Here is a 16,187-nt window from a genome sequence, read left to right on the forward strand (position 1 = left end):
CGCCGTTTTCCCCGACCCGGACCTTCCTATGCAACTCGACACCGTGCGCGCCATCGTCACCGGCGGCGTCTCCGGCCTCGGCCTCGCGGTCGCCCAGCACCTGGTCGCCCACGGCGGCAAGGTCGCCCTGTTCGATCTCAACGACGACAAGGGCGCCAGCGCGGTCGCCGAACTCGGCGCCGACCGGGCCCGTTACTTCCGCACCGACGTCGCCGACGAAGCCGGCGTGGTCGCCAACGTCGCCGCGGCCCAGGACTTCCTCGGCGGCCTCAACGTCGCCATCAACTGCGCCGGCATCCTCGGCGCCGGCCGCGTGCTGGGCAAGGACGCGCCGATGCCGCTGGCGCAGTTCCAGGGCACGGTGATGGTCAACCTGGTCGGCAGCTTCAACGTCGCCAAGGCCGCCGCCAACCTGATGCAGCACAACGAAGCCGGCACCGACGGCGAGCGCGGCGTAATCGTCAACACCGCCTCGGTCGCCGCCTACGAGGGCCAGATCGGCCAGGCCGCGTATTCTGCCTCCAAAGGCGGCGTGGTCGGCATGACCCTGCCGATGGCGCGCGAACTGTCGCGCTTCGGCATCCGCGTGATGACCATCGCCCCGGGCATCTTCTGGACCCCGATGGTCGACGGCATGCCCGAGTCGGTGCAGCAGTCGCTGAGCGCGTCCATCCCCTTCCCCTCGCGCCTGGGCCGCCCGCAGGAGTTCGCCGACCTGGTCGCCTACATCCTGGGCAACACCTACCTCAACGGCGAGACCATCCGTCTCGACGGCGCGACCCGTTTGGCGCCGAAGTAAATCGCGGGAATCGGGAATGGGGAATCGCAAAGGCGGTTCCGTCCCTCACCCGAGTCTTCACGCCGTTGCTATGTCGATTCCCAACTTCTTATTCCCTATTCCCGGCCCCAAATCATGAAAGCCTACGACGTAAAGAAAGGTAACGTAATCGAGCACAACAACACCGTGTACCAGGTGCGCGACATCGAACGCAGCTCGCCGCAGGGCCGCGGCGGCAACGTCAAGTTCCGTTTCACCATGTATTCGGTTCCCGGCGGCACCAAGTTCGACCTCAGCGTCGGCGGCGACGACGAGCTCAAGGAAGTCGAACTCAGCCGCCGCCAGGTGACCTATTCGTACAAGGACGGCGACGCCTTCGTGTTCCTGGACGACGAGGACTACACCCCGTACACGCTGGACGCCGACGTGATCGGCGACGCCGCCGGCTACATCGTCGACGACCTGTCGGGCTGCTACGTGCAGATCATCGACGACCAGCCGGTCGCCATCCAGCTGCCGGCCAGCGTGACCATGGAAGTCATCGAGACCCCGCCGGAACTCAAGGGCGGCACCGCCACCAAGCGCCCGAAGCCGGCCAAGCTCTCCACCGGCATCGAGATCATGGTCCCCGAGTACATCGTCAACGGCGAACGCGTGCTGGTGAACACCGCCACCGGCGAGTTCGCCGGGCGCGCGGACTGATCGGCACGTAGTCAACCTGACGGCCGCCGATGCCCGCATGTCGGCGACAGACGCGGACCTCCCGCGTTTGTCGCCGGTGCGATGCGGGCTCTACGCAATCGATCGGCCGCACCGGTGACGGAAACGCAACACCGATGCGGACAGAACCTGGGCGCTGGCGCCACCCGGCCGCATACTGCAGCGGCATGCGTTTCATCCGCAGCCAAGCCGCTGGGCGGCCGGCCCAGATCCGAACGTCGGACCTCGCCCATGCAAGCCAAGGCCAGATTCCTCTCAGCGTTTCTGGCGGCGGCTGGCATCGCCGCGCTGGCCAATGCGCTGCCCTACTTGCTCACCCGTCATGCGTACCAGCGCGACGGCCAGGAGGTCGCCGGGTTTCCGTTCGCCTTTCACAGAATCGGCGGCGACTGCTCGCCCTCGCCTTGCGACAACTACGACTTCCACCTGACCTATTTCGCTGCCGACCTGTTGCTTGCGCTGATCTTTGCGGCGGCAGCGGGCTTGCTTGCGGCACGGACAGGCAAGCGCTAGCGCTATCCGCGCGCGCAGCTGTGCTGTGCGAGCGCGCGCCGACCTTGAGGACACCGCATGGATCTGCCCAAGTTCAAGTACCACGAGGCTCCCATCGCTTCCGGCAACACCATCGAAGCGGCACCCGCTGAACAGGGCGCCTCCGGGCACAACCGGTTGCGTCTCCAGTAGTAGATGGCACGACCGGTCAGGCGCAAACCATGCGGACCGGCTCGCCGCGTACGGGCATCGCAGCGCGCTATGTGATACATCCTAGGCAAGCGCAGCCGCCCGTGGGCGCGACTGCGGCTCGATCCTGTCTTCGAGCCTGGTTGCGTCGCTATCCCGCATCACTCGGGCGCCTGGCCAAGGGGAGCCCGCATGATCAAGTTTTTCCGCAATATGTTCGGCAGCAAGACCTCGGGGGCCGACGCCTCCGCGCCCGCAGCAGGGCCCGTACTCAACGAGTCGCAACCGGCCGTCCAATGGCTGGAAAAGGACGACCCGAAGAATCCCTTCACCGTGAACGGCTACGACTGCCAGGCCTTCGTACGGTCCATGCTGTCGACCACCCAGGACCCGGCCGTTGCCACCTCTTTCTCCGCACTGCGCGCCAGCCTTGGGCAGGAACACATCGGGCTCGTCCCGTCCGGCGCGGTGGCGCTGGAATGCCGGCTCGAGTATCCCTTCGAGGGCGAGACCGCCGACGGCGTGCTGTTCCACTCCTCGCGCATGGAAGAGAAGTGGGACATCTACCTCTATGCCGACCGGATCTACTTCTGCCGCAGCTGGACCGGCGCACTGACCTTCCTGGCGCACTTCACCACCACCGGCAGCGCGCTGGTCATCCATCAGATTCTGGCCACGTCCAGCGGCCCGGGCATGGATTACCGCTACGTGGTCAGGCAGGTCGACTACCTGGTGCGCAGCCACATCCTGAAACAGACCCATCCGCACCCGCTGCCCGCGGGTCTGGAGCGCGACCCGGCCAGCGTCGGCCTGTTCTCCTTCAGTCAATACGGCTGGCTATGCAGCTTCGGCACCTTCGACGACACCTTGCGGCGCGATATCAGGAAGCCGCAGGTCGACGACTAAGGCAGCGCGTCATTCACCCATATCTGATTTAGTTCGATCGCCCCTCCCACATGCGAGCAGTCCTATTCGCTATCGCCTTCAGCCTCTCACTCGCCTCTTGCGGTGGCGGCGTGTATGCCTACCGTCCCGCACCCGAGCACGACTTCGGTTGGGGCGCTGGCTACCGGGAAGTACGCACTGGTGAAAGCACGTACGAGCTTGAGTACTACGGTTTCGAATGGCAGCGCGGCGAACGACTTGATTCGTACTTTCGCCAGCGAGCCATGGAGCTCTGTGGCTCACCCCACTACAAGGTATCCAGCAAAACGAACCCATCTGGTTTCGACGAAATGTATCTGCTCAACGAAGGCACGATGTCTGTCATCTCTCCGAATCGGCTCTTGTTCGGTACCGTTCAGTGCGTCTCCAGCCAATCGCCCACCACTCAATCTTCTCAATAGCAAGATCGGATAGAGCACAGGGAGTTCCCATGTTCAAGAACCTCATCCCCAAAATCTTCTACGACCGCCTCGAAGACGGGCTCGAATTCTTCGTCGACGGGCTGGGATTCGAAGTGCAGTATCGGGACGCGAACATGGCCGTGATCGCGCGCGACGGCGCCAAGGCCTACCTCGTCGAGAGCCCGGAGTACGCGGCCAAGGATCGCCCGGAGCTGGGCATCGACACCGACGACGTCGATGCGGTGTACCGCGAACTGTCCGCGCGTGCGCCGCAGCTGCTGCATCCCAATTCCAGCAAGGTCGCGCTCAAACCCTGGGGCTCGCGCGAGTTCGCGATGCTGGACAAGACCACGGTGTGCGTGAACTTCCGTCAGTGGCCGGACCGGGCCTGAGATGAGCCATAACGACTACCGCTTCGCGGCGGCCACCGAAGCCGACCTGCCGCGGCTGATGCCGGTGCTGCGCGAGTTCTACGCGGTCGAACACCTGCCCTGGAACGAACCGGCGCTGCGCGCGGCGTTGTCGGTGCTGATCGCCGACCCCGGCGCGGGTCGCCTGCGCCTGATCCTGCACGGCGACGAGATCGCCGGCCATCTCGCGGTCGGCTTCTGCTTCAGCCTGGAGTTCGGCGGGCGCTACGGCCTGCTCGACGAGCTGTTCGTGCTGCCCGCGCACCGCGGCGCCGGGCTGGCCAAGCGCGCGTTGGCCGAGGCCGAGGCTCTGTGCCGTGCCGAAGGCCTGCTCGCGCTGCGGCTGGAGGTCAACGACGACAACGAACGCGCGCGCGGCATCTACGAGCGCGCGGGCTATACGGCGCATGCGCGGCGCCTGATGACGCGCTGGTTGGATGCGAGCGACTAAGCCGTGGCGGCGCCGCGCCTTGCCCTGACGCCGACATAGCCACATTTTTGGCACACTTAGCGCGCTGAGTAACGGCCCCGCTATCGGGCGCCGGCGCCCAGGTTTACGCTCGGTCACGTTCACCCTCTTTGGCCCGAGGAAGGACCCATGCGCCACCGCGGTCTGCTGCTGCTCTGCCTGATCCCGTTCGCCGCCGCGCAGGCGCGCGCCCCCAAGCTCGACGACCCGCGCCCGAACGGCTATCTCAGCCCGCGCGAGCGCTCCTTGTGCGAGGCGCCGGAGCGCCATCCCAACTGGTGCGAGCAGCCGCACGAGGTGCGCGCCTTCCTGGAGCGTTACGACGACTGCGAGCATTGGCGCGGCGAGGAAGCGCCGCAAGGCGACCGGCAACGCAGCGAGGAGATCGTCCAGGGCGCCAACCGCGCCTGCAAGGGCAACGACCGCCGCCTGACCGAACTGCGACGCCGTTACCAGAACGTGCCTGCGGTCGCAGCCGTGTTGTCGAAACTGGAATTCGTCCACGGGCCCTGAGCGCTGCCTGCCATACCCTTGCAACCATCCTCGCCCAGCATCGCGCCTTCCCCCGCATCACCGCTCGCAAGGAAGATCCATGGTCTCCGACACCCGTCGCGATTTCCTCAAGTTCGCCGGCGCCGCCGCCACCCTGGCGATGCTGCCGCCGTCGATCCGCAACGCGCTGGCCACGCCCGCCGCGCGCGTGACCGGCACCATTCAGGACGTGCAGCACGTGGTGATCCTGATGCAGGAGAACCGCTCCTTCGATCACTACCTGGGCGCCCTGCGCGGCGTGCGCGGTTTCGACGACCCGCGCCCGATCGCGCTGCCCAACGGCGATCCGGTGTGGCGCCAGCCCAAGAGCGGCGGCCAGGCCGTGCTGCCGTTCCGGCTCAGCACCGACAGCACCGCCTCGCAGTGCCTGGCCGACATCGACCACAGCTGGAAGGGCTCGCACGCGCGCTGGAAGGACTACAACGCCTGGGTCTCGACCAAGGGCCCGATGTGCATGGGCCACTTCACCCGCGCCGACCTCCCCTACTACTACGCGCTGGCAGACGCGTTCACGGTCTGCGACGCCTACTACTGCTCGCACCACGGCCCGACCAACCCGAACCGCATGCATTTGTTCACCGGCACCAGCGGCATGACCGTGGGCGACCTCGGCGCGCAGGCGGTGAACAACGCCGACGACGGCAACTGGACTGCGGACATGTCCAAGGACAAGGCCAGTTTCGTCGGTCACCGCTGGAGCACCTACGCCGAGCGCCTGCAGAACGCCGGCATCGGCTGGCGCGTGTACCAGGAGTACGACAACTACGGCGACAACTCGCTGCAGTCCTTCGCCAACTTCCGCAACCTCGACCGCAATTCCGAGCTGTACAAGCGCGGCCGCGCCTGGGTGGACGGCTCGACCGCCGCCAATGCCGCCACCTCGCGCGGCGAGCATCTGGTCGCGGCCTTCGCCAAGGACGTGCGCGAAGACACGTTGCCGGCGGTGTCGTGGATCGTGCCGCCCTACATCATGAGCGAGCACCCGGCCGCGACCCCGGCCTACGGCGAATCGCTGACCGCGCGCCTGCTGGAGGCGCTGGTGGCCAACCCCGAGGTCTGGTCCAAGACCGTGTTCATCATCAACTACGACGAGAACGGCGGCTTCTTCGACCACGTTCCGCCGCCGCTGCCGGCGATCACCTCCAGCCTCGGCAAGAGCACCGTCGATACCGCCACCGAGAACTACAACGGCGTGCCGGTCGGCCTGGGCATCCGCGTGCCGATGTTCGTGGTCTCGCCGTGGAGCAAGGGCGGCTGGGTGAATTCGCAGGTGTTCGATCACACCTCGGTGCTGCGCTTCCTGGAGTCGCGCTTCGGCGTGGCCGAACCCAACATCAGCGCGTGGCGGCGCGCGGTCGCCGGCGACCTCAGCACGGCCCTGGATTTCGCCGGCGCCGACCCGGTCTGGCCGACGCTGCCGGACACGCGCGAGCACATGACGCGCGCGGATCAGTCCTGCAAGTTGCCGGTGCCCAGCGCGCCCAAGCAACCGAAGATGCCGCGCCAGGAGCCTGGCCAGCGCCCGGCGCGCGCGCTGCCGTATCAGCTGCACGTGCACGGCCGCATCGAGGCTTCCAGCGGGCGGTACTGGCTGGACTTCGCCAACACCGGCGTCGCCGGCGCCGGCTTCAATGTGTACGCGCGCAACCGCAGCGACGGCCCTTGGTACTACACGCTCACGCCGGGCACGCAGCTATCGGACTACTGGAGCGCCAAGGCCTATACGCAGGGCAAGTACGACCTCAGCGCGCACGGGCCGAACGGGTTCCTGCGCGTGTTCCAGGGCGATCTGCTGAAGGCGACCGCGAGCGGCGGCGCGAATCCGGAACTGCGCATCGAATACGACTTGGTCAACGAGCGTCTGCTGCTGCGCTTCACGAACTCCGGCACCGGCGCCTGCCGCCTGACCCTGCGGCCGAACCACTACAGCAGCGCCGCGCCGCGCAGCTATCCGCTCGCCCCCGGCGCCAGCGTCGACGACAGCTGGCCGCTGGCGGCCAGCGCGCATTGGTACGACCTGAGCCTGAGCTCGGACCACGACGCGACGTATGTGCGCCGCTTCGCGGGGCATGTGGAGACGGGGCGGGCTAGCGTCAGCGATCCGGCGATCGGGGCAGCTTGATGGTTGTGAGCGGGGGCGCTTCGGCGGCATGAAGAGCAAATCCTCCTCAGCCCTCCTTTGACAAAGGAGGGAGCTCGAAGCGCGGCGATTACGCAGCGCGGCCGTAGGGTGCGGTGGTAACCGCACCGTCGTCATCGCCGAGGCGGCACGGCGATGCGGTTCGCCTTCGGCTCACCGCATCCTACGAGCGGGGGCGCTTCGGCGGCATGAAGAGCAAATCCTCCCCAACCCTCCTTTGACAAAGGAGGGGGCTCGAAGCGCGGCGATTGCGCAGCGCGGCCGTAGGGTGCGGTGGTAACCGCACCGTCGTCATCGCCGAGGCGGCGCGGCGATGCGGTTCGCCTTCGGCTCACCGCATCCTGCGAGCGGGGGCGCTTCGGCGGCATGAAGAGCAAATCCTCCCCAACCCTCCTTTGACAAAGGAGGGGGCTCGAAGCACGGCGATTGCGCAGCGCAACCGTAGGGTGCGGTGGTAACCGCACCGTCGTCATCGCCGAGGCGGCACGGCGATGCGGTTCGCCTTCGGCTCACCGCATCCTGCGAGGGGCCCGAGCACGGGCCACGCGGCCGGACAGATTACTGGCGCGCCAACCACTTCCTCGCCATCCGACGCATCGACTCGTCGCTGCCGGGGTCGTCCAGCAGCTCGTCGATGCGGCGCCAGGCCAGGTCCAGCGATTCCTCGCTGACCACGTAGTCCTCGCTGCCGTTGGCACGCACCACGTAGCGCACGTCGTAGTGCCAGTGACCCGGTACGTCGCGGCGCTCCGGAATCCAGTGCCGGTCCAGGTCGAAAGGCTGCGGGTCCACGCTCAGGTCGGACAGCCCGGACTCCTCCTCGGCCTCGCGCAGGGTCACCCGGGCCAGGTCGCGGTCGCCGTCGGCGTGGCCGCCCAGCTGCAACCAGCGTTCCAGCTTGCGGTGGTGGGTCAGCAGTACGCGCTCGCCGGCGCGGTCGACCAGCCAGCAGCCGCCGGTGTAATGGCCCTCCAACCGTTCGCGCCGGAACGGGTCCTGGGCGTCGTCCAACAGGTCCAGGAAGGGCTGTACGCGCTCGGCCTCGTCGGGCCAGCGCCGCGCATAGTCGATGAGATTGGAACGCAGCTCGGCGTCCGGGTCTGAATGTCTCACGAGCATCCCAAATGCTGCACTGCGGCTTGATTCGGAGGCGGATTATGCCGGCAAAGACCATGACTTTGTCCCGCTTGCCGCTCCTTTCCCCGCTGGGTTATGGTGGCCCGCCATTGCGCCATACGCCGGGTGTGCCGTTTGTACGGCCAGCCGACCTCTCATCATCTGGGGATACTGATGTCTAAGGGCCTATTCATCACCAAGCCGGTGCAAGCTGCACCGCACGTCGACGCCGGGGAGCCGGTAGAGGGCAGCCTGCAAGGCGAGGCCACGCTCAAGCGGACACTGACTTCGACGCAACTGGTGATGCTGGGCATCGGCGCGGTCATCGGCGCCGGTATCTTCGTGCTCTCCGGCCACGCCGCGGCCAACCACGCCGGTCCGGCGGTGGTGCTGAGCTTCGTCATCGCCGGCGTAGCCTGCGCCCTGGCCGGTCTGTGCTACGCCGAGTTCGCGGCCATGCTGCCGGTCTCGGGCAGCGCCTACTCCTATTCCTACGCCACCCTGGGCGAGTTCGTCGCCTGGTTCATCGGCTGGAACCTGGTGCTGGAGTACATGTTCGCCGCGTCCACCGTGGCGGTGGGCTGGTCGGGCTACCTCAACAGCTTCCTCGAACACTTCGGGCTAGGACTACCCGCATCGCTAGCGGCCGCGCCACTTAACGTGGTCGACGGCGCCATCGTCTACACCGGCGGCCTGGTCAACCTGCCGGCGGTGGCGATCATCGCCGCCATCAGCGGCCTGTGCTACGTCGGCATCACCCAGTCGGCATTCGTGAACTCGATCATCGTGGCGATCAAGATCGTGGTGATCGCGATGTTCGTGGCCTTCGCCGCCAAGTACGTGAACCCGGACAACTGGGTGCCGTTCATTCCGGAAAACCAGGGCCCGGGCAAGTACGGCATCGACGGCGTGATCCGCGGCGCCTCGGTGGTGTTCTTCGCCTACATCGGCTTCGACGCGGTCTCCACCGCCGCAGGCGAGGCCAAGAACCCGCAGCGCGACATGCCGATCGGCATCCTCGGCTCGCTGGTGATCTGCACCATCATCTACATCATCGTCGCCGGCGTGCTGACCGGCCTGCTGCCCTACACCGAACTGGGCACGCCCAAGCCGGTGGCGACCGCGCTGGAAACCTACCCGGCCCTGGGCTGGCTGAAGATGGTGGTCGAACTGGGCGCGATCGCCGGCCTGAGCTCGGTGATCCTGGTCATGCTGATGGGCCAGCCGCGCATCTTCTACACCATGGCCCACGACGGCCTGCTGCCGAAGTTCTTCGCCAAGGTGCACCCGAAGTTCCAGACCCCGTACGTCGGCACCGTCATCGTCGGCGTGTTCGCGGCGGTGCTGGCCGGCTTCCTGCCGATCGGCCTGCTCGGCGAAATGGTCTCGATGGGCACCCTGCTCGCCTTCGCCACCGTCTGCGTCGGCGTGCTGATCCTGCGCAGCACCCGCCCCGACCTGCCGCGTCCGTTCCGGGTGCCGCTGGCGGTCATCGTCTGCCCGCTGGGCGCGCTGATCTGCCTGTACCTGTTCTCCAAGCCGTTCGCCGAGCACTGGAAGGTCATGACCGGCTGGACCGCGCTGGGCATGCTGATCTACTTCTTCTACGGCTACCGCAACAGCAAGCTGCGCAAGGCGGGCTGAACGTAGCAAGATGCGCAAGGCCGGCGGAGGCTATAGACAGCCCGCCGGCCTTGTCCATTTCAGGACCGACAGTTCAGGCCGCAGGGCCTGCCCGATTCCGCCGGACGCGCCATGGCCCGGCGACAGGAAGATCCGATGAAACAACTCTGGGCGACCAAACACCCGCACGCCGTACACGCCGATGCCGAAGGCCTGAGCCTGCACCGCACGCTGGGCCCCTGGGGCCTGACCGCGCTGGGCATCGGCGCGGTGATCGGCGGCGGCATCTTCGTGATCACCGGCCAGGCCGCGGCCAACCACGCCGGCCCGGCGATCATGCTCTCGTTCGTGCTGGCGGCGCTGTGCTGCACCTTCTGCGCGCTGGCCTACGCCGAGTTCGCGGCGATGGTGCCGGTGTCCGGCAGCGCCTATTCCTACACCTACGCCACCCTGGGCGAGCTGGCGGCCTGGTTCATCGGCTGGATGCTGGTGCTTGAGTACGGCGTGTCGGCCTCGGCGGTGGCGGTCAGTTGGACCGGCTACTTCCTCAGCCTGCTCGATCATTTCGGGATACACCTGCCGACCGCCCTGGTCAGCGCGCCGCTGGACGCGCAGCTGCGCCCGACCGGCGCGATCGCCAACCTGCCCGCCGCGGCCATCGTGCTGCTGCTGACCTGGCTGTGCTACGTCGGCATCCGCAAGTCCTCGGCGATGAACATGGCCATGGTCGTGCTCAAGACCGGCCTGATCCTGCTCGTGATCGTCGCCGGCTGGAAGTACGTGGACCCGGCCAACTGGCACCCCTTCATTCCCGAGAACCAGGGCCCCGGCAAGTACGGCTTCGAAGGCGTGCTGCGCGGCGCGGCGCTGGTGTTCTTCGCCTACATCGGCTTCGAGGCGGTGTCGGTGGCGGCGCAGGAATCGCACAAGCCGCAGCGCGACCTGCCGATCGGCATGCTGCTGTCGCTGGCGATCTGCACCGTGCTCTACATCGCCATGGCCGCGATCATGACCGGCCTGGTGCCCTACACCCTGCTGGGCACCGACGAGCCGGTGGTGACCGCGGTGGCCGCGCACCCGCAACTGGGCTGGCTGCGGGTGGTGGTGGAGATCGGCGCGCTGATCGGCCTGTCCTCGGTGGTGCTGGTGATGATCATCGGCCAGCCGCGCATCTTCATGATCATGGGCCGCGACGGCCTGCTGCCGCCGGTGTTCACCAAGATCCATCCGGTCTACCGCACCCCGCACATCAACACTGTGATCACCGGCATCGGCATCGCCCTGCTGGCGGCGTTGTTCCCGCTGGACGTGCTGGGCGAGCTGACCTCGATGGGCACCCTGATCGCGTTCGCCGCGGTCTGCGCCGGCGTGCTCATCCTGCGCCGCACCCAGCCCGACCTGCCGCGCCCGTTCAAGATCCCGTTCGCCTGGGCGATCTGCCTGGCCGGCATCTTCAGCTGCCTGGCGCTGCTGTCGACGATGACCGCGCACAACTGGTTCCTGATGGCGGTCTGGACCGCGATCGGCTTCCTGATCTACTTCCTGTACGGCATCCGCCACAGCCGCCTGCGCGCGGCCTCGGGGCGCTGAGCCCGGACGCGGTTTCGGCGGGCGGCCCCGGCCGCCCGTCGCCCGACCGGAACGCTGCGTCGCCGGCCGCGGACACGCCGCCGGCACGCAGAATTTGTAAACTGGCGGCATGAGCACCGCCCTGCCCTACGACCCGCAACGCCTGGCCCACTGCGCCGGCGAAATCATCGTCAACGTGCGCGAGCTGTCCGCGCGCGGCTGGACGCCCGCGACCAGCAGCAATTTCTCGCGCCGGATCGACGCCCAGCACGCCGCCATCACGGTTTCCGGCCGCGATAAGGGCCGCCTGACCGAGGCCGACATCATGGTCGTGGACCTGGAGGGCGCGCCGGTCGCGACCAGCCACCGGCCCTCGGCCGAGACCCTGCTGCACACCCAGCTGTACAAGCGCTATCCCGAGATCGGCTGCGTGCTGCACACCCATTCGCAGACCCAGACCGTGGCCTCGCGCCTGTACGCCGGCATGGGCCACGTGCATCTGGAAGGCTACGAGCTGTTGAAGGCCTTCACCGGCAACACCACCCACGAGATGAGCCTGGAACTGCCGGTGCTGCCCAACACCCAGGACATGCACACCCTTGCCGCCCAGGTCGACGCTCTGCTCGACCAACAGGCGATGTGGGGCTACCTGATCGACGGCCACGGCCTGTACGCCTGGGGCCGCGACATGCCCGAGGCGAGGCGCCATCTGGAGGCGTTCGAGTTCCTGCTCGGATGCGAACTGGAATTGAGGAGACTGCAGCGATGAGCCGCCTGCGCATATTCGACGAAGACGACACCCTCAGCCCGCGCCTGAGCACCAGCGATCGCACCGAGATGGCGCGCGAGCTGGGCAGGATCGGGGTCGGTTTCGAGCAGTGGCAGGCCAGCCGCCCGGTCCAGCCCGGCGATGCGCCGGACGCGATCATGGACGCCTACCGCGCCGACATCGACCGCCTGGTCGCCGAACGCGGCTTCAAGAGCGTGGACGTGGTCAGCATCGCGCCGGACAACCCGCAGCGCGAGACCATGCGCCTCAAGTTCCTCGACGAGCACTACCACAAGGAAGACGAAGTCCGCTTCTTCGTGGCCGGCTCCGGCCTGTTCACCCTGCACGTCGACAGCGGCGTGTACGAGATCAAGTGCGAACAAGGCGACCTGATCTCGGTGCCCGACAGCACCCTGCACTGGTTCGACATGGGCCCGGAGCCCAGCTTCGTCGCGATCCGTTTCTTCACCGAGCCGGACGGCTGGGTCGGCCATTTCACCGGCACCGACATCGCCCAGCGCTTCCCCCGCTACGAGAAGGGCCAGGCGGCCTGAAACCGGGCGCCGCCGCGCTCAGCTCAAGCGTTCGACCGCGAGCACCGCGGTTTCGACCAAGGGGCTGAAGCGCTGCAGGTCGCGTACGTCGTCCAGCGCCCACCACGGGCCCGGGCTGCGGATGTGCAGGCGGATGTTGGCCGCGCCCACCCCGGACGGCAGGATCCGGATCAGCACCTTGCCGTTGAGGGTGCCGCCGCCCCCGCTCAGGCGCACATCGTTGCCTTCCACGATGGTGCGGTTGGCCGTGTTGTCGGCGATCGCTACGATGAATTCGATGGACATGCGCGCTCCGCGATCGGGTCCGGGACGGCCCGTCTAACTGCTAGAACGCCGCCGGCGGAGATGCGTGAACCGCCGCATCGGCCCGCCGCCTTTGCCTGGGCGGCGCCGGGAGGCGACAATCCCAGGTCCCCGCCGCGACGCCCCGCCATGCCCATCCGCGCCATCCTCACCGACATCGAAGGCACCACCAGCAGCATCTCGTTCGTGAAGGACGTGCTGTTCCCGTACGCGCGCCGCGCCCTGCCCGGCTTCGTCGCCGCGCGCGGTCGCGAGCCGGCGGTGCGCAAGTGGCTGGACGTGGTGGCCACCGAGAACGGCGGCGTGTGCCAGGACGAGATGATCGTCGAGGTGCTGCAGGGCTGGATCGACGAGGACCGCAAGCACACCGCGCTCAAGGCGCTGCAGGGCATGGTCTGGGCCGACGGTTACAAGGGCGCCGACTTCACCGCCCACATCTATCCCGACGCCGCCGTCGCGCTGCGCGCCTGGCATGCGGCCGGCCTGCCGCTGTACGTGTATTCCTCCGGCAGCGTGCCGGCGCAGCGGCTGTTCTTCGGCCACAGCGACGACGGCGACCTGACCGGCTTGATCTCGGGCTGGTTCGACACCGAGATCGGCGGCAAGCGCGAAGCCGCCAGCTACGCGCGCATCGCCGAGGCGATCGGCCTGCCGGCGGGCGAGATCCTGTTCCTGTCCGACGTGGTCGAGGAAGTCGACGCCGCCCGCGAGGCCGGCCTGGCGACGGTGCTGATCGATCGTCTGCAAGACTACCCGCAGCCGCGCGAGGGCGAGGCGGCGCATGGGCATGCGCGGCTGACTTCGTTCGCGCAGGTCGAGGTGTAGGCGGCGCGATTCGGCGCTACCGGGCCGGCGCTGCTGAATGGCGCGAGAGGGACCATCGCGCGCCCCGCAGGTCGTGCATCGCGGCTTACGCCGCTCCCACAGAAAGCCAGCGCGCAGAAGGCCGGCGCGCGACAGATTGCAGCCGATACTCGAACGGCTGCGCCAACGCAGGGATCGCGAGCCAGCGAAGGACATCTTTGCGAGAGCTCCCTGCGTCTTCAGAGGCGCAAGGCGCATGTCGTCGGCGTGAAGACCGTGCAGGCGATGACGATCGCGAACGCCGACCTGCCTGCCCCTGTGGGAGCGGCGTAAGCCGCGATTTCTCCAACGGCGCCGGCAATCCGACCGTCCCGTCGCCTATCGACCCACCCCGCCCTCCCCGGGTAGGAGCGGCGCAAGCCGCGACCGCGCCACCGCAAACACGACGAACGCCGCCTCGGGGCGCGAGGGTTGGAGCCCACGCGGGCGGGCGCGAGGATTGGAGTGCACTCGGGCTACCGCGATGTCGAAGGCGATCGTTGATTCGCAGTCACGGCTTGCGCCGCTCCTACATGCCCCCATGCCGCGTCACCGCTTTGGGGTAGGAGCGGCGCGAGCCGCGACCGCGCCACCGCAAACACGACGAACGCCTCTTTCGAGCGCGAGGGTTGGAGTGCACGCGGGTTACCGCGATGTCGAAGGCGATTGCCGATTCGCGGTCGCGGCTTGCGCCGCTCCTACATGGGCCCATCCCGCCTCGCCGCTTTGGGGTAGGAGCGGCGTGAGCCGCGACCGCGTCGCCGCAAATACGACGAACGCCGTATCTGAGCGCGAGACTTGGAGCGCACGCGGGTGAGCGCAGCATCAATGGCGATTTCGGCTTTGACGGCAATCGCGGATTCGCGGTCGCGGCTCACGCCGCTCCTACCCCAAAGGCGGGTCGTCGCGTTATAGGCGGCTCACGTTGCGCACGCGCACTTCCGCGCTCTCCACGCCGTGCGCGTCCGCCGCCTGGCGGCGGATGCGCTGCAGCACTTCGGCGGGATCGAACCGCGTCGCCGGGACGTAGTCCAGGGTGCTCTGACCCCAGACGATGAAGCGTCCGCCGACCAGGATCTCGTAATCGGCGAAGTAGTAGTAATGCGCGCTCATGGGCGTTGCCGACGCGCTGCTCTCAGGTGCCCACGTGCACGCCATGCCCGCATTCGGCGCAACCCAGGTGCTCCAGCGCGATCGCCAGCGCCAGGGTGTAGCTCTGTGCGGAATAGCCGTGCACACGCGCCAGGCAGGCGCCGCCGCAGGCCGCCAGCGACGGCTCGGGCGCGTCCATGTCGTCGTCGTGGACCTCGATGTAGGGCGTCCGCAAGGCCTCCAGCGCGCGACGCAGGCGTTCGCTGGCCGGCGCGCAGGCGCCGGGGTCGAACAGCAGCAGTTCGACTTCGTCGGCACGCAGGCCGCACAAGCCCTCGACCAGTTCGGCCTCGCTGCGGCAGCTGCGCAAGGCGATGGTCTTGCCGGCGTCGGCGGCGGACTCGGCCAGGCGCGCGCGCACCACGTCGGGCACGCGCGTGCCGGCGCCGGCATGGGAGGAGTCGGGACCGCGCAAGATCACGATGGACACGTTGTCGCTCACTGCGCGCTCGGGGCGGCGCGCTTGCGGGCACTGTAGGCGCGGGCGGCGTAAAGCCTCCATGCCGCGGCGGCGGCGCGGGCGTAACCGCCGCGTAAATTCGCGCGCGCCGATGGCGCGCGTTCAGCCCAACGGCTCAGCCGTGGATCTTTTCGCCGCGCTCCAGCATCGCCACCAGTTTCTCGATGCGCGCCGCGCGCGTCTCGGGCTTCTTCGCGGTCGCGATGCGCCACAGCACCGCATAGCGATTGGTGCGGTCGAGCTGCTCGAAGAACCGCCGCGCCTTGGCGTTCTTCTTCAAGGCCTTTTCCAGATCCTCGGGCACCTCCATGTTGCGCGCCGATTCGTAGGCCCCCTGCCAGCGCCCGTCGGCCTGCGCCGCCTCGACTTCGCGCAGACCGCCAGCGCGCATGCGCCCGGCCGCGGTCAAGACCTCGATCTTGCCGATGTTGATCTTGGACCAGATGCTGCGCGGCCGCCGCGGGGTGAAGCGCTGCAGGAAATAGCGCTCGTCGCAGCTGCGCTTGAGGCCGTCGATCCAGCCGTGGCACAGCGCCACGTCCAGCGCCTGCGGATACGACACCGAGACCACGCCCTGGTTCTTCTTGGCGATCTTCAACCACAGCCCGGGCGCGTCCGCGTGCGCTTCCAACCAGCGCTCCCAGGCCGCGGCGTCGGCGAACAGTTCGATCGGCAAGTCGGTCGGCAGTTCGACGGCCATGC

18 protein-coding genes are annotated in these 16,187 nt (G+C 67.8%); 13 read left to right on the forward strand and 5 right to left on the reverse strand.

The features are described 5' to 3' along the window. Positions 1-28 precede the first annotated feature (28 nt). From BMZ45_RS08250 to BMZ45_RS08285, 8 genes are all read left to right on the forward strand, one after another. Complete coding sequence (locus tag BMZ45_RS08250; RefSeq protein ID WP_091634942.1) at positions 29-799, forward strand: SDR family NAD(P)-dependent oxidoreductase; 771 nt, start codon at positions 29-31, stop codon at positions 797-799. 114 nt (positions 800-913) lie between these two features. Next, a complete protein-coding gene (gene yeiP, locus BMZ45_RS08255; RefSeq protein ID WP_091634944.1) occupies positions 914-1,480 on the forward strand; it encodes an elongation factor P-like protein YeiP in 567 nt (188 codons plus the stop codon). A gap of 249 nt (positions 1,481-1,729) precedes the next feature. Beyond that, positions 1,730-2,011, forward strand: coding sequence for a hypothetical protein (locus tag BMZ45_RS08260; RefSeq protein ID WP_091634947.1), 282 nt, complete (start codon positions 1,730-1,732; stop codon positions 2,009-2,011). A gap of 360 nt (positions 2,012-2,371) precedes the next feature. Further along, on the forward strand, positions 2,372-3,085 hold the full coding sequence (locus tag BMZ45_RS08265) for a hypothetical protein (RefSeq protein ID WP_091634950.1): 714 nt from the start codon (positions 2,372-2,374) through the stop codon (positions 3,083-3,085). Between the two features lie 469 nt (positions 3,086-3,554). Beyond that, positions 3,555-3,917, forward strand: a complete 363-nt coding sequence (locus BMZ45_RS08270) for a hypothetical protein (RefSeq protein WP_091634953.1) — start codon at positions 3,555-3,557, stop codon at positions 3,915-3,917. A 1-nt stretch (position 3,918) separates the two neighbouring features. Continuing rightward, the gene (locus BMZ45_RS08275; RefSeq protein ID WP_091634955.1) at positions 3,919-4,386 is read left to right on the forward strand and encodes a GNAT family N-acetyltransferase; all 468 of its coding nucleotides are present in this window, start codon (positions 3,919-3,921) and stop codon (positions 4,384-4,386) included. A 147-nt stretch (positions 4,387-4,533) separates the two neighbouring features. Beyond that, a complete protein-coding gene (locus BMZ45_RS08280) occupies positions 4,534-4,917 on the forward strand; it encodes a hypothetical protein (RefSeq protein ID WP_091634958.1) in 384 nt (127 codons plus the stop codon). A 79-nt stretch (positions 4,918-4,996) separates the two neighbouring features. Continuing rightward, positions 4,997-7,078 (forward strand): phosphocholine-specific phospholipase C, encoded by a 2,082-nt coding sequence (locus BMZ45_RS08285; protein WP_091634961.1) that lies wholly within the window; start codon positions 4,997-4,999, stop codon positions 7,076-7,078. Between the two features lie 576 nt (positions 7,079-7,654). Here the strand turns inward: BMZ45_RS08285 and BMZ45_RS08290 are convergent. Then, complete coding sequence (locus BMZ45_RS08290) at positions 7,655-8,167, reverse strand: NUDIX hydrolase (RefSeq protein WP_254776602.1); 513 nt, start codon at positions 8,165-8,167, stop codon at positions 7,655-7,657. A 219-nt stretch (positions 8,168-8,386) separates the two neighbouring features. Between BMZ45_RS08290 and BMZ45_RS08295 the strand changes: the two genes are divergently transcribed. The 4 genes from BMZ45_RS08295 (at position 8,387) to BMZ45_RS08310 (ending at position 12,727) form a co-directional block, all read left to right on the forward strand. Further along, the gene (locus tag BMZ45_RS08295; RefSeq protein ID WP_091634967.1) at positions 8,387-9,856 is read left to right on the forward strand and encodes an amino acid permease; all 1,470 of its coding nucleotides are present in this window, start codon (positions 8,387-8,389) and stop codon (positions 9,854-9,856) included. Positions 9,857-9,991: 135 nt separating this feature from the next. After that, positions 9,992-11,425 carry an amino acid permease gene (locus BMZ45_RS08300; protein ID WP_091634970.1) on the forward strand — a complete coding sequence of 478 codons (1,434 nt, stop codon included), beginning with the start codon at positions 9,992-9,994 and terminating at the stop codon, positions 11,423-11,425. A 109-nt stretch (positions 11,426-11,534) separates the two neighbouring features. After that, positions 11,535-12,173: a methylthioribulose 1-phosphate dehydratase gene (locus BMZ45_RS08305; protein WP_091634973.1), complete on the forward strand. Its 639-nt coding sequence runs from the start codon at positions 11,535-11,537 to the stop codon at positions 12,171-12,173. Further along, the gene (locus BMZ45_RS08310) at positions 12,170-12,727 is read left to right on the forward strand and encodes a 1,2-dihydroxy-3-keto-5-methylthiopentene dioxygenase (protein ID WP_091634976.1); all 558 of its coding nucleotides are present in this window, start codon (positions 12,170-12,172) and stop codon (positions 12,725-12,727) included. The genes BMZ45_RS08305 and BMZ45_RS08310 overlap by 4 nt, the downstream gene beginning before the upstream one ends. A gap of 18 nt (positions 12,728-12,745) precedes the next feature. On the opposite strand, the gene BMZ45_RS08315 is transcribed toward BMZ45_RS08310, so the two are convergent. After that, on the reverse strand, positions 12,746-13,012 hold the full coding sequence (locus BMZ45_RS08315; protein ID WP_056173816.1) for a hypothetical protein: 267 nt from the start codon (positions 13,010-13,012) through the stop codon (positions 12,746-12,748). Between the two features lie 147 nt (positions 13,013-13,159). Between BMZ45_RS08315 and mtnC the strand changes: the two genes are divergently transcribed. Continuing rightward, entirely contained in the window at positions 13,160-13,855 is a 696-nt protein-coding gene (gene mtnC, locus BMZ45_RS08320) for an acireductone synthase (protein ID WP_091634978.1), read from the forward strand. Positions 13,856-14,782: 927 nt separating this feature from the next. Here mtnC and BMZ45_RS08325 read toward each other — a convergent pair. The 3 genes from BMZ45_RS08325 to BMZ45_RS08335 form a co-directional block, all read right to left on the reverse strand. Further along, entirely contained in the window at positions 14,783-14,986 is a 204-nt protein-coding gene (locus BMZ45_RS08325) for a hypothetical protein (RefSeq protein WP_091634981.1), read from the reverse strand. 22 nt (positions 14,987-15,008) lie between these two features. Beyond that, positions 15,009-15,467 (reverse strand): type II 3-dehydroquinate dehydratase, encoded by a 459-nt coding sequence (locus BMZ45_RS08330; protein WP_254776581.1) that lies wholly within the window; start codon positions 15,465-15,467, stop codon positions 15,009-15,011. Between the two features lie 133 nt (positions 15,468-15,600). Next, complete coding sequence (locus tag BMZ45_RS08335; protein WP_091634984.1) at positions 15,601-16,185, reverse strand: YdeI/OmpD-associated family protein; 585 nt, start codon at positions 16,183-16,185, stop codon at positions 15,601-15,603. Positions 16,186-16,187 lie beyond the last annotated feature (2 nt).

This window comes from Lysobacter sp. cf310, assembly GCF_900114355.1.
Lineage (GTDB): Bacteria > Pseudomonadota > Gammaproteobacteria > Xanthomonadales > Xanthomonadaceae > Lysobacter.